This is a genomic window from Ramlibacter sp. (assembly GCF_028292805.1).
In the GTDB taxonomy this organism is placed as follows: domain Bacteria; phylum Pseudomonadota; class Gammaproteobacteria; order Burkholderiales; family Burkholderiaceae_C; genus Ramlibacter.
The window spans coordinates 1-12,317 of the sequence record NZ_JAQGLS010000143.1 but is presented as its reverse complement, the minus strand read 5'-3'; the positions used below and the strand labels follow the sequence as shown (position 1 = coordinate 12,317).

The following is a 12,317-nucleotide window of genomic DNA, read 5'->3' as shown; positions in this document are numbered from 1 at the left end:
GGCAAGCCGTCCCTTCGTTCGCGCCCTGGGGCAACCTGTGGTTTACTGGGAATAGTACATGTCGAACTCGATCGGGTGCGTGGTCATGCGGACACGGGTCACTTCCTGCATTTTCAGCTCGATATAGGCGTCGATCATGCTGTCCGAGAACACGCCGCCCTTGGTCAGAAAGGCTCGGTCTTCGTTCAGGCCGTCCAGCGCCTGGTCCAGGCTGTGGCAGACGGTCGGGATCTTCGCGTCTTCTTCCGGCGGCAGGTGGTACAGGTCCTTGGTGGCGGCTTCGCCGGGGTGGATCTTGTTCTCGACGCCGTCCAGGCCGGCCATCAGCATGGCGGCAAAGCCCAGGTACGGGTTCATCAGCGGGTCCGGGAAGCGGCACTCGATGCGGCGGCCCTTCGGGTTGGCCACGTACGGGATCCGGATCGAGGCCGAGCGGTTGCGCGCCGAGTAGGCCAGCTTGACCGGCGCTTCGAAGCCGGGCACCAGCCGCTTGTAGCTGTTGGTGCCGGGGTTGGTGATGGCGTTGAGCGCACGGGCGTGCTTGATGATGCCGCCGATGTAGTACAGCGCGGTGTCGGACAGGCCGGCGTAGCCTTCACCTGCGAACAGGTTCTTGCCGTCTTTCCAGACCGACTGGTGCACGTGCATGCCCGAGCCGTTGTCGCCGACGATCGGCTTGGGCATGAAGGTGGCCGTCTTGCCATAGGCGTTGGCCACGTTGTGGATCACGTACTTCTGCAGCTGCGACCAGTCGGCGCGCTTGACCAGCGTGTTGAAGCGGGTGCCGATCTCGTTCTGGCCGGCGCCGGCCACTTCATGGTGGAACACCTCGACCGGGATGCCCAGCTGCTCCAGGATCAGTGACATCTCGGCGCGCATGTCTTGCGTGCTGTCGACCGGGGGCACCGGAAAGTAGCCGCCCTTGACGGTCGGGCGATGGCCCTTGTTGCCGCCTTCGAGCTTCTTGCCGGTGTTCCACGAGGCTTCGTATTCGTCGATCTTGACGAACGAGCCGGACATGTCGGAGCCCCAGCGGACGTCGTCGAAGATGAAGAATTCGGGTTCCGGGCCGAAGAAGGCGGTGTCGCCCAGGCCGGAGGCTTTCAGGTAGGCCTCGGCGCGCTTGGCGATGGAACGCGGGTCGCGGTCGTAGGCCTTGCCGTCGCCAGGCTCGAGCACGTCGCACGACATGATGATCGTGGTTTCTTCGAAGAACGGGTCGATGTTGGCGCTGTCCGGATCGGGCATCAGCAGCATGTCCGACGCTTCGATGCCCTTCCAGCCGGCGACGGAGGAGCCGTCGAACGCGTGACCCGACTGGAACTTGTCTTCGTCGAAGTGCGACACGGGCACGGTCACGTGCTGCTCCTTGCCCTTGGTGTCGGTGAAGCGGAAGTCAACGAACTTCACTTCGTTGTCCTTCACCATCTTCATCACGTCGGCGACGGTCTTGGCTGCCATCAGGTATCTCCTGGGATTTGGGGTTGGTTGTTGAATGACTGAGCGGGACGGGGAATGCAGGTTCTGTGCCAAAGCTGGTGCATGGACTGCGGCGCCGAACCCGGATTCTCGCTGAACCGGCAAGCTCAGCCGAAAAAGGGTGCGCTGAATTGGGGCGGGGCGGAGCGCAGGCGGCGCCCGCACACCCTGCGAAGAAGGCCGCGGGGGGACCCTGGCACTCTCGCGGGGTGTGCAGCTCCGCTTGCGCACCATCCCGGTGCCAAGTCGACAGCGCACCGCCCTGGTGCTCCTCAGTTCCGCACCAATTCAGGGCCCAGCGGCACACCCAGCAGCTTCAGACCGTCCAGCAGCAGCCGGTAGGCCGGCTCCACCGCCTCCGGCGCGCCCTTGACGCCCAGATCGATGTGGCGGCCGTACGTCGGGTGGTCGACGCTGGGCAGACTGAACACCCTGACTTGCGGATGCTCGCGCTCGATGTGTTCCATCAGCGGGGTGAGCGCGGCTTCCATGGCGCCGAACACGATCACGGACTTCTCCAGGTTGGCGCCACGCCGGAACAGGTGCTGGTAGCGGGCGTCGAGCACGCTCTCGATCATCGGCCAGGCCATCACCGGAAAGCCGGGCACGAAATGGATGTCGGCGACGCTGAAGCCCGGAATCTTGTTGTACGGGTTGCGGATAATGGACGCGCCCCGCGGGAACACGCCCATGTTGAGCCGATGGATGTTGTCCGGGCGGTCCGGCTCGTAAACGGTGCCCTGCTCCCGCGCCGTGTCCTGCATCCGCTCGCGGATCAGCACCTCGGCCTCCGGATGCAGCTCCAGCTCCACCCCCAGCGCGCGGGCCGCGCACTGGCGGGTGTGGTCGTCGGGGGTGGCGCCGATGCCGCCGGTGGAGAACACCACGTCGCCGGAGGCGAAGGCCCGCTTCAGGGTCTGGGTGATGCGCTCGGGCGAGTCGCCCACGTATTCGGCCCAGGCCAGCTCCAGCCCGCGGGCCGAGAGCAGCTCGATCACCTTGGGCAGGTGCTTGTCGGTGCGCTTGCCGGAAAGGATCTCGTCGCCGACGATGATCAGGCCGAAGGAGGGCGAAGGCGGGGCGGTGGTCATGGGGTGATGCTATCGCGCCGCTGGCTGCGGGGCCGTCGAGCAGCCAGGATGCAACCAACTGCTTCCCCTATCGCCATGAGCACCATCGTTCCAGTCATCCTCTGCGGAGGCTCCGGCACCCGGCTGTGGCCCCTGAGCCGCAAGAGCTTTCCCAAGCAGTTCGTGCCCATGATCGGGGGCAAGAGCCTGTTGCAGCTGACGCTGGAGCGGGTCAAGGCACTCGGTCCGCGGGTCATGCTGGTGGCCGCCGAAGACCACCGGTTCCTGGTGGCCGACAGCGCGCGGCTGGCGCGGGTGTCGGAAACCACCATCGTGCTGGAACCGGCAGCCCGCAATACCGCGGCCGCCATGGCGCTGGCGGCGCTGCAGGCGGCGCCGGACGACTTCCTGCTGTTCTGCCCGGCCGACCACCACAGTCCCGACCTCGCGGCCTTCGCGGCGACGATGCGACAGGGCCTGGCGCCCGCCGCGGCCGGCGCGATCGTGACCTTTGGTGTGCGACCGAGCTTTCCGAGCACGGCCTATGGCTACATCCGACAGGGCGAGCCCCGGGCCGATGGCAGCCGCGAAGTCTGCAGTTTCATCGAGAAGCCGATTGCGGCGCGGGCCCAGGAGTTGATCCTGGCTGGCGACGCGCTCTGGAACGCCGGCATCTTCCTGGCGCGCACCAGCGACTTCCTGGATGCGCTGGAGCAACACGCACCCGACATTCTCGACGCCTGCCGAAAATCCCTGGCGACGGCCCACGCCGAAGTCCTTGGCAACCAGGTCGCCGGCGCCCGCTTCGTCCGGCCGGAACGGGACGCCTTCGAAGCCTGCCGCTCGCAAAGCATCGACTACGCGGTGATGGAGGTGCACGCCGACGTGGCCGTGGTGCCGTTCGAAGGGCAGTGGAGCGACGTCGGCAGCTGGAATGCGATCGCGGCGCTGACGCCGGCCGATGCCGACGACAACCGCATCCACGGCCAGGGCTGGGCGCGCGGCTCGCGCAACACCTTCATCCACGCCCCGCACCGGCCGGTGGTGGCCCTGGGCACGACGGACCTGTTGATCATCGACACGCCGGATGCGGTGCTGGTGGCGCACCGCGACAGCGCCGAACAGGTCAAGGACGTGGTGGCCGCCCTGGAGCAGGCCGACACCGCGCAAGCCGTGATGCACCGCAAGGTGTCGCGGCCCTGGGGCTGGTACGACAGCATCGACGCCGGCGAGCGGTTCCAGGTCAAGCGCATCGGCGTGCGGCCGGGCGCATCCCTGAGCCTGCAAAAGCACCACCACCGGGCCGAGCACTGGGTGGTTGTCAGGGGCACGGCGCAGGTGACGCGCGGCAGCGAAACCTTCCTGCTGAGCGAGAACGAGTCGACCTACATCCCGATCGGCCAGCTGCACCGGCTGCACAACCCCGGCAAGATGGAGCTGGAGATGATCGAGGTGCAGTCCGGCAGCTACCTTGGCGAGGACGACATCGTGCGGTTGGAAGACACCTACGGCCGCACCGCCTGAGCCACGGCGCGCTGTTCCTGCAGCGCGCTCAGGCAGTAGTGCGCGAACCACAGCGACGAGAAGGCGAACACCAGCGTGTAGATCCAGATCGCCACCGGCACCAGCACCGGAAACGCCGCCATGAAAAACCAGCCGGAGGCCCAGACGATGCCTGGCGCGGCCCCCAGGTAGCCGGTGGCGATGCCCATGGCCAGCAGCCAGGTGCGGTGCTGCCGGAACACCTGCCGGCGCTCGTCGCCGCTGGCGTGGTCGGCCAGCGCGTCGAAAGTCATGACCCGGTAAGTCAGCCAGCCCCAGATCAGTGGCGGCAGGATCAGGATCAGCGGCGGCACCAGCCACAGCGGCAGCGAGACCACCAGCGCCAGCACTGCCAGCAGCGAGCTGCCCAGCGAGAACAAGGCGCTGCGCACGAAGGTCGCGCCCTTCTTGCGCTCCAGGTCGGGAAAGCGCCGCCGCACCACCAGCCCGATGATCGCCGGCATCATCAGCACGGCCACCATCAGCAGCACGACCACCACCACCAGCGGGGTGACGGCGATCGCCACCAGCACCGGCGCCAGCGCGTGCTCCAGGCCGCCGAAGCCGATTTCCTGCAGCCAGGCGCCGATGCGGGTGACCACGGCCGAGCCCTGGAGCCAGCCCACCACGCTGTGCACGGCGTTGTCCCAGTACAGCCAGCCCAGCGCCATCCCGACCACGATCATCAGCAGCAGGGGCAGCAGCGACAGCCCGATGATGCGCGGATGCAGGCAGTAGGCGACGGCGCGCCAGAACGAGTCGAGGAACAGGGACATGGGTGTTTATAAGCCCAAGCTCCCTCCCCTCCAGGGAAGGGCTGGGGTGGGGGCGCTGCGGCCTGCCCGGTGCGAGGGGTGCCCCCTCCCGGTCTTCCCCCCGTAGGGGGAAGGAGGAAGACAAGCTCAGGCCTTGCCCACCAGCCGCAGCACGCCCAGCCACTGCTGCGACCAGAACCCCCGCCCATACTCCCGTCCGCTCTCCACCTGGTCGCGCACGCCCGTGGGGTCGTAGCGCAGCTCGAAGTTGGCGGTGCCGAACAGCACGTCCCACCAAGGCAGCAGCACGCCGAAGTTGTGGCCACCCAGCGCCGGGCTGCGGCCTTGCGGCACCAGGTCGCCGGCCGCATTGCGCTCGTGCCCCAGGCCGATGCTGTGGTGCAGGCGGTGAAAGCGCGGGCTGATCCACAGCCGCTCGCCGATGCGGCCGAAGTGCAGCTTGATGTTGGCGTGCTGCAGGCTTTCGCTCAGCTGCGCGATGGCCACGATGGCGACGAACTGGCCGGGGCCGACGCCGATCAGCTGGCCCAGCACCACCAGCACGCAGTCGCGCAGCAAGTCGTCCAGCAGGTGGTTGCGGTTGTCGCTCCACATCGTCATCTGCTGCTGCGAATGGTGCAGCGAATGCAGGTTCCACCACCAGTTGAAGGCGTGCTGGCCGCGGTGCATCCAGTAGTCGACGAAGTCGAACACCACCAGGTAGATCAGGAAGCTGATCCAGGCGTGGTCGGTGACCCCGGCCCAGACCTGGTCCAGGTGCGCGGTGCCGAAGCCGGCCACGCGCAGCGCGCCGAACAACTCGTCGAACAGCGGCTCGACGCCAAAGAACAGCGCCACCCGGAACAGCCCGAGCCGGTGCACCAGCGTGTACAGCATGTCGGTGCGGACACCGGCGGCGTCCACCATCGGCTCCACCGGCTTCCAGCGCTGCAGCGGGCCGATGATCGCCACCAGCACGGCGATCTGCAGCAGGCCGACCAGCAGCCAGCCGGTGGCCACATAGCCGTCTTCCAGCAGGTGGCCCAGGCCCACGGCGAACATCACCGGCTGGATGACCGACTCGAACAGCCCTTGCTGGGCCCAGGCGAACACTTCTTCAATCCACTGCATGGTTCCACATCATCGGGGTCGCGCGATCCATTCGCGGTAGGCGGGATGGTCGCGCAAGGTGGCAAAACAGAAACCCTTGGCCTTCAGGCCGGTGACCAGCGGCTCCAGCACCGCCGGCGCCCACGGATCCTTGCGTGACCAGATCCCCAGGTGGGCCAGCAGGATATCGCCACTGCGCACATCGCGCAGCGCCTTTTGCAGCAACCGGGCGTTGCTGGCGCTCTCGCTCGGCAACTCGTCGCCCAGGAAGCCCGCCGGCGCCCAGCCGACGTGCTGCCAGCCGCAGGCGCGGGTGGCGGCCAGGAACCTGGGCGAAGTCTTGCCGCCCGGCGCGCGGAACAGTGGGAGCGGCTTGCGGCCGGTGAGTTCCTGCAGGCGCCGGTCGGCGCGGGCGATTTGCGCGCAGTACTCGCCGGCGCTCCGGGCCTGGTCGACGCCGGCCTGCGGCCCGGCCGAGGCGCGCACCTTGAAGCGGCCGTCCGGCAGGTCGGCGCGCCAGTAGACGTGATCCCAGGTGTGGGAGGCGAATTCGTGGCCTTCGCCGCCGCGCGCCTTCCACCAGGGCGCCCAGTGGTTGCCCAGGCTGCCGTCGCCTTCCTTCGTTTTCTCGTTGGCGCCGAAGAAGGTGACCTTGACCTGGTGCCGGTTCAGGACGTCGGCGATCAGGGGCGCCACGGCCATGTGGCCGGTGTCGAAGGTGAGGTAGACCGGGTTGGTGCAGGCGGGTTGGGCGTGGGTTGCGCAAGCGGCGAGCAGCAAGATCGAGGCAACGATGGTCCGGCGCGGACCCTCATCCCTGCCCTCTCCCGCAGGCGGGAGAGGGAGAAAGGCATTACCGGCTGGCATGGTCCAGCGTCCACACGCCGTGCGGCGACTTGCCGACCTTCACCTGGCGCACGATCTGCTTCGTTTCCAGGTCGATGACGGTCAGCTTGCGGGCCCAGCGCGAGGTGACCATCAGCAGCTTGCCGCCGGCCATCACCTCCATGCAGTCCGGCCCGCCGGGCGCGTTGTAGCTGTCGACCACCTGCAGCGTCTGCAAATCGAGCTTGCTGATGCTGTTGGCCACCCGGTTGCTGACGTACACGTGGCGCTTGTCGCCGGCCGCCCGGAAGGCGTGGGCGCCGGCGCCGGTCTTGATCTTGCGGATGGAGCGCGGGGTGGCGCCGCTGACGTCGAACACCTCCACGCTGTCGCTGCCGGTCAGGCCCACCAGCGCCAGCCGGTCGTCGGCCGTGAGGAACACGTCGGCCGGCATGGGGCCGGTCTTGATCCGCCACTTGATGTCCTGGCTGACCAGGTCCACCGCCACCAGCTCGTCGCTGTCCTGCATCGTCACGTAGGCCGTGGTGCTGCGGCTGTCGATGGAAATGTGGCTGGGCGTCTTGCCGGTAGGGATGCGCTTGGCCAGCGCCAGTTCCTTGCCGTCCCAGCGGTACATGTCCACGTGGTGCAGGCGGTTGCCGGCCGTCACCAGCCACTTCATGTCCGGCGAAAAGCGCAGGTGGTAAGGATCCATCACGCCGCGCAGGGTGCGCTGCACTTGCGCCGTGCGCGGGTCGATGAAGGTGAGCGAATCGGCCGTGGCGTTGGCCACGATGACCGACTTTTCGTCCGGCGTCAGGTACAGGTGGTGCGGCTCCTTGCCGGTCGGGATGCGCCTGGTCTCGCGCCAGGTGGTGGCGTCGATGACGCTGACGTCCGCGTCCTGGGAGTTCAGCACGAAGATGGGTGCCGGCTGGGCAGCGGCGGCACCGGCCAGCAGCAGGAGGGCGGGCAGCCATCCACGGCGCAGGAAAGAAAGGTTCACGGGCAAGGAATTCCAGGATTGGGGACGCGGCGGCCGGGGCGGGCACCAAACTCTCCCCCGCAGGGCGTGCAAGCTTGCTTGCGCACCGCCAGCCGTCCAGGGCTCAACGCACCGGCCCGGCCGGCGGAGGACCGCTGACCGGGGCTATTTTCGTCGATTCCGCCACTGCTGAGAGCTGCGCCGCGTCAAGCCACCGCCATTGGCCGGGCAACAGGTCGGCCGGCAGCGCCATGGCGCCGATGCGCGAGCGGTGCAGTGCGGTCACCCGGTTACCCACTGCCGCAAGCATCCGCTTGACCTGGTGGTACTTGCCTTCCAGCAGGGTCAGGCGCAATGAATGGCTCCCCGTTGCCTCGCAGGCGGCGGCCCGCACCGGCTTGGGGTCGTCGTCCAGCACCACCCCGGCCAGCAGCTTTTGCACCTGCTGGTCGTCCACCGGGTCGGCCGTGCCCACCTCGTAGACCTTGGCCACGTGCTTCTTGGGTGAACTCATTCGGTGGATGAAGGCGCCGTCGTCGGTCAGCAGCAGCATGCCCGTGGTGTCCTGGTCCAGCCGGCCGATGGCCTGCACGCCCGGGGTCAGGCCCTTGTTGGGGCGCTGGCGCAGCGGCGCCGGCAGCAAGGTGTAAATGCTGGGCCAGGCGCCTGGCTTTTGCGAGCATTCGTAGCCCGCCGGCTTGTGCAGCACCAGATAGGCCTTCTCGTGATACGCCCAGGGCACGCCTTCGACGGTGAACTGCAGCCCTTGGGGCTCGTAGTGCTGGAACGGGTCGTCCACCGGCTGGCCGGCGACGGTGACGTAGCCTTGCTGCACCAGCCCCAGGCAGACGCGGCGGTGGCCGAAGCCCTGGGAATAAAGGATGTCTTGCAGTTGCATGGGGCCGGAAGTATCCCATTGCGGGCGGCTCGACGGGTCTGTCGTGGCTTTTTTCAGGGTGTGGCAGCGCCCCACGGCTGCCCGGCAAAGGAACGCGGCGCGGCATGAAAGAATGCTGCGCCACCCCGGCGCCACCTGAGGAAGCTCCGCCCCTTCGATGAAGTACAGAAAAGAAATCGACGGCCTGCGGGCGATCGCGGTGCTGGCCGTCATGTTGTTCCATGCGGGGTTCCAGCAGTTTTCCGGGGGCTACGTCGGGGTCGACGTCTTCCTGGTGATCAGCGGCTACCTGATCACATCGATCCTGCTGGAGGACATCCGCCGCGGCGAGTTCAGCCTGAAAGGCTTTTACGACCGGCGGGTGCGGCGCATCCTGCCGGCGCTGTTGCTGGTGCTGGCGGCCAGCAGCGTCGCCGCCCTGCTGGTGCTGACGCCGCGCGAGATGGCGGAGTATTCGAAAAGCCTGGCGGCCGTCGCTGCCTTCCTGGCCAACGTGTTCTTCTGGCGGCAAAGCGGCTACTTCGACACCGACGCGGAACTGAAACCACTGCTGCACACCTGGAGCCTGGCGGTGGAGGAGCAGTACTACATTCTGTTCCCGCTGCTGCTGGTGTTCCTCTTGCGCCGGGTCCGCACCGAAGCTCGCACGGCCATGGTGCTGGCGGGAATCGGCTTGGCCAGCCTGGCCCTGGGCATCTGGGGCGCCCACAAGGCGCCAGGCGCCTCGTTCTTCCTGTTGCCGGCGCGAGCCTGGGAGCTGCTGGTGGGCGCCTGCATCGCGACCTGGCGCCTGCCCGGCGCGGAGCTGGCCGTCAAACCGTGGGCGCGCGAACTGCTGGCCACCTTGGGGCTGGCAGCGATCGCGTATGCCATCGTGGTGTTCGACGCCGCCACGCCTTTCCCAGGCGTCCATGCGCTGGCGCCCACCGTGGGCGCGGCGTTGCTGATCCTGTACGCGACGCAGGCGACGGTGGTCGGCAGGCTGCTGGCCTCGCGGATTTTAGTCGGCATCGGGCTGGTCAGCTACAGCGCCTACCTCTGGCACCAGCCGCTGCTGGCATTCGCCCGGGTGCAGGCGGGCACGGAGCTTTCGCTCGCAATGGCTGCCGCCTTGTGCGCCGCTGCGCTGGTGCTCGGCTTCGCCAGCTGGAAGTGGGTGGAGCAGCCGTTCCGCCGGCGCGGCCTCTGGCGGCAAAACACCGTGCTGGCCGCCGCCGTCGTCGGGCTGGGCTTGTTCGTGCTGCTGGGCGTGGCAGGCATCAAGACGCGCGGCTTCGAGGCGCTGTACGAAAGCCGCCTGGCCGGGCCGGAGCGGCAGCTGTACGACCTGGTGAAGGCCACCACCGCGCGCACCATGTACGAGGACATGGTGGACGACGGCGCCTGCAGGTTCTGGTCAGACAGTCTGACGCCCGAGGCGCTGGAACGCTATCGCAGCTGCACCGCACAAGGCGCGAAGGCGCTGGTGGTGTTGGGCGACTCGCATGCGATGAACATCTACAACGCCCTGGCCCGGGTCCGGGCGGCACCGGTGATCGTCGGCTTCGCGCAGGCTGGCTGCCATCCGCACGGGCCGGCCAAGGACTGCCACTACCGGGCTTTCGAGCAGTTCGCGGCGGCCAACGCCGCCACCATCGGGCGCATCGTGTACCACCAGTCCGGCTCGTACCTGGTGCTTGACGCGCAAGGCGCTCCCGACAAAGACCGCGCCTTTCGCGAGAAGGCGAAGTTCAGCATCGACGCTGCAGGCATTGCCGGCGTCCACGACTACCTCAACCGGATCAGCCAGGCCGGCAAGGTCGAGGTGACCTGGCTCGGCCCCTTCCTGGAGCCGCGGCGCGACATGCGCGACCACCGGGCGCTGCAGCGCGGCGCCGGCTTCAGCCCTCAGGTGGTGGCGACGTTCCAGGCCCTGGAGACGCGCATCGCGGCGCAGGTAGCAGGCCCGTCCGCCAGCTACCACTACCTGCCGATGCTGGGCCGCTCCATCGGCCCCGGCGACGCCCTGCTGCAAGGAGACTGCCTGCTGTTCCGTGACAAAGACCACCTGAGCACCTGCGGAGAGCTGATGGTGGGGGAGAAGCTGAAGCAAGAGCCGGCGCTGGCATTGCAGCCTTGAGCCGCAATCCAACCCCCGCCCGCGGTGTGTTCCAATTTCCCGATGAAGATCCTGCTCACCGGCGCCGCCGGTTTCATCGGCATGCACACCACCTTGCGCCTGCTGGCGCGCGGGGACGAAGTGATTGGCGTCGACAACCTCAACGACTACTACGACGTCAACCTCAAGCTCGCCCGCCTGGCGCGGCTGGAGCCGCACCCCAACTTCCGCCTGCACCGGCTGAGCGTGGAAGACCGTGACGGCATGGCCAAATTGTTCCAGCAGGAAAAGCCGCAGCGCGTGGTGCACCTGGCGGCGCAGGCCGGCGTGCGCTACTCGCTGACCAACCCGCACGCCTACATCGACGCCAACATCCAGGGCTTCATGAACGTGCTGGAGGGCTGCCGCCACGCCGGCGTGGAGCACCTGGCCTATGCCAGCAGCTCCAGCGTGTACGGCGGCAACACCGCCCTGCCCTTCAGCGAGCACCACAACATCGACCACCCGGTGAGCCTGTACGCGGCGACCAAGAAGGCCAACGAGCTGATGGCGCACACCTACAGCCACCTGTTCCGCATCCCGACCACCGGGCTGCGCTTCTTCACGGTGTACGGGCCCTGGGGCCGGCCGGACATGGCGCTGTTCCTGTTCACCAAGGCGATCCTGGACGGCAAGGCCATCGACGTCTTCAACAACGGCCAGATGGTGCGCGACTTCACCTACATCGACGACATCGTGGAAGGCGTGATCCGCGTGCTGGACAAACCGGCCACGGCCGCGGACAGCTTCGACGCCGCCACCCCCGACCCGGCCACGGCCAATGCCCCGTACCGCGTGTTCAACATCGGCAACAACCGGCCGACACCCTTGATGGACTACATCGGCGCCCTGGAAAAGGCCATTGGCCGGGAAGCGCAGAAGAACTTCCTGCCCATGCAGCCGGGCGACGTGCCGGCCACCAGCGCCGACACGGCGGAGTTGGACGCCTGGGTGGGTTTCAAGCCGGACACGCGGGTGGAGGTGGGGGTGCAGCGGTTTTACGACTGGTACCGCGCGCATTACCGCGGTCGCTGACCCATCCATTCCGGTCGGGTGTGCGGCTTTGCCGCTCACTCCCCTTCCCTGCCCCACATCTGCCTGATAAACCCTCCCTTTCTATTGCCGCCCACGTTTCGAACTGCTACATTCGCTCAGACTTGAACGGTGCATGACGCAAGGGCGACCGCCGAGCAATCCCACCCGCCCATGGCCAGCACCCAACCCCAGGATCTCGAAGACTTGCACTTTCGGGTGCTGAAGCTCCTGCAGGACCACCCAGACCTGTCGCAGCGTGAGCTGGCCGACAAGGTGGGCGTGAGCAAGGGCAAGCTCCACTACTGCGTGAAGGCGCTGATCGAGAAAGGCTCGATCAAGCTGGGCAACTTTGCGGAGTCCAAGCACAGGTTGCGCTATGCGTACCTGCTCACCCCCGCGGGCCTGGCAGAGAAAGCCGGGATGGCCAGCAGGTTCCTGAAACGGAAGATGGCGGAGTACGGGGCGCTGAAGGCGGAGATCG

11 protein-coding genes are annotated in these 12,317 nt (G+C 67.5%); 4 read left to right on the top strand and 7 right to left on the bottom strand.

The window, feature by feature from the left end:
* Positions 1 to 42: 42 nt before the first annotated feature.
* Both glnA and JWP65_RS08340 read right to left on the bottom strand, forming a co-directional pair.
* Entirely contained in the window at positions 43 to 1,461 is a 1,419-nt protein-coding gene (gene glnA, locus JWP65_RS08345; protein WP_299762643.1) for a type I glutamate--ammonia ligase, read from the bottom strand.
* Between the two features lie 290 nt (positions 1,462 to 1,751).
* On the bottom strand, positions 1,752 to 2,570 hold the full coding sequence (locus JWP65_RS08340; protein WP_299762640.1) for a molybdopterin-binding protein: 819 nt from the start codon (positions 2,568 to 2,570) through the stop codon (positions 1,752 to 1,754).
* A gap of 75 nt (positions 2,571 to 2,645) precedes the next feature.
* On the opposite strand from JWP65_RS08340, the gene JWP65_RS08335 reads away from it, so the two are divergent.
* The gene (locus tag JWP65_RS08335) at positions 2,646 to 4,073 is read left to right on the top strand and encodes a mannose-1-phosphate guanylyltransferase/mannose-6-phosphate isomerase (protein ID WP_299762638.1); all 1,428 of its coding nucleotides are present in this window, start codon (positions 2,646 to 2,648) and stop codon (positions 4,071 to 4,073) included.
* On the opposite strand, the gene JWP65_RS08330 is transcribed toward JWP65_RS08335, so the two are convergent.
* From JWP65_RS08330 to JWP65_RS08310, 5 genes are all read right to left on the bottom strand, one after another.
* Positions 4,055 to 4,867 (bottom strand): EI24 domain-containing protein, encoded by an 813-nt coding sequence (locus JWP65_RS08330; protein ID WP_299762636.1) that lies wholly within the window; start codon positions 4,865 to 4,867, stop codon positions 4,055 to 4,057. The two genes, JWP65_RS08335 and JWP65_RS08330, sit on opposite strands and share 19 nt — an antisense overlap.
* A gap of 126 nt (positions 4,868 to 4,993) precedes the next feature.
* A complete protein-coding gene (locus tag JWP65_RS08325) occupies positions 4,994 to 5,977 on the bottom strand; it encodes a sterol desaturase family protein (protein WP_299762634.1) in 984 nt (327 codons plus the stop codon).
* Between the two features lie 9 nt (positions 5,978 to 5,986).
* The gene (locus JWP65_RS08320; RefSeq protein ID WP_367280488.1) at positions 5,987 to 6,736 is read right to left on the bottom strand and encodes a polysaccharide deacetylase family protein; all 750 of its coding nucleotides are present in this window, start codon (positions 6,734 to 6,736) and stop codon (positions 5,987 to 5,989) included.
* 73 nt (positions 6,737 to 6,809) lie between these two features.
* Positions 6,810 to 7,757, bottom strand: coding sequence for a YncE family protein (locus JWP65_RS08315; protein WP_299762646.1), 948 nt, complete (start codon positions 7,755 to 7,757; stop codon positions 6,810 to 6,812).
* Between the two features lie 133 nt (positions 7,758 to 7,890).
* Positions 7,891 to 8,664 (bottom strand): pseudouridine synthase, encoded by a 774-nt coding sequence (locus tag JWP65_RS08310; protein ID WP_299762628.1) that lies wholly within the window; start codon positions 8,662 to 8,664, stop codon positions 7,891 to 7,893.
* Positions 8,665 to 8,821: 157 nt separating this feature from the next.
* On the opposite strand from JWP65_RS08310, the gene JWP65_RS08305 reads away from it, so the two are divergent.
* From JWP65_RS08305 to JWP65_RS08295, 3 genes are all read left to right on the top strand, one after another.
* Positions 8,822 to 10,783 (top strand): acyltransferase family protein, encoded by a 1,962-nt coding sequence (locus tag JWP65_RS08305; RefSeq protein WP_299762626.1) that lies wholly within the window; start codon positions 8,822 to 8,824, stop codon positions 10,781 to 10,783.
* A gap of 42 nt (positions 10,784 to 10,825) precedes the next feature.
* Positions 10,826 to 11,836, top strand: a complete 1,011-nt coding sequence (locus JWP65_RS08300) for an NAD-dependent epimerase (RefSeq protein WP_299762623.1) — start codon at positions 10,826 to 10,828, stop codon at positions 11,834 to 11,836.
* A gap of 171 nt (positions 11,837 to 12,007) precedes the next feature.
* The coding region (locus JWP65_RS08295) for a MarR family EPS-associated transcriptional regulator (RefSeq protein WP_299762620.1) at positions 12,008 to 12,317 on the top strand (310 nt) is incomplete at its 3' end.

Excerpts from the sequence above, each read along its gene's own strand:
- glnA (WP_299762643.1), bottom strand. The coding sequence starts at position 1,461 with ATGGCAGCCAAGACCGTCGCCGACGTGATGAAGATGGTGAAGGACAAC.
- JWP65_RS08340 (WP_299762640.1), bottom strand. The coding sequence starts at position 2,570 with ATGACCACCGCCCCGCCTTCGCCCTCCTTCGGCCTGATCATCGTCGGC.
- JWP65_RS08335 (WP_299762638.1), top strand. The coding sequence starts at position 2,646 with ATGAGCACCATCGTTCCAGTCATCCTCTGCGGAGGCTCCGGCACCCGG.
- JWP65_RS08330 (WP_299762636.1), bottom strand. The coding sequence starts at position 4,867 with ATGTCCCTGTTCCTCGACTCGTTCTGGCGCGCCGTCGCCTACTGCCTG.
- JWP65_RS08325 (WP_299762634.1), bottom strand. The coding sequence starts at position 5,977 with ATGCAGTGGATTGAAGAAGTGTTCGCCTGGGCCCAGCAAGGGCTGTTC.
- JWP65_RS08310 (WP_299762628.1), bottom strand. The coding sequence starts at position 8,664 with ATGCAACTGCAAGACATCCTTTATTCCCAGGGCTTCGGCCACCGCCGC.
- JWP65_RS08305 (WP_299762626.1), top strand. The coding sequence starts at position 8,822 with ATGAAGTACAGAAAAGAAATCGACGGCCTGCGGGCGATCGCGGTGCTG.
- JWP65_RS08300 (WP_299762623.1), top strand. The coding sequence starts at position 10,826 with ATGAAGATCCTGCTCACCGGCGCCGCCGGTTTCATCGGCATGCACACC.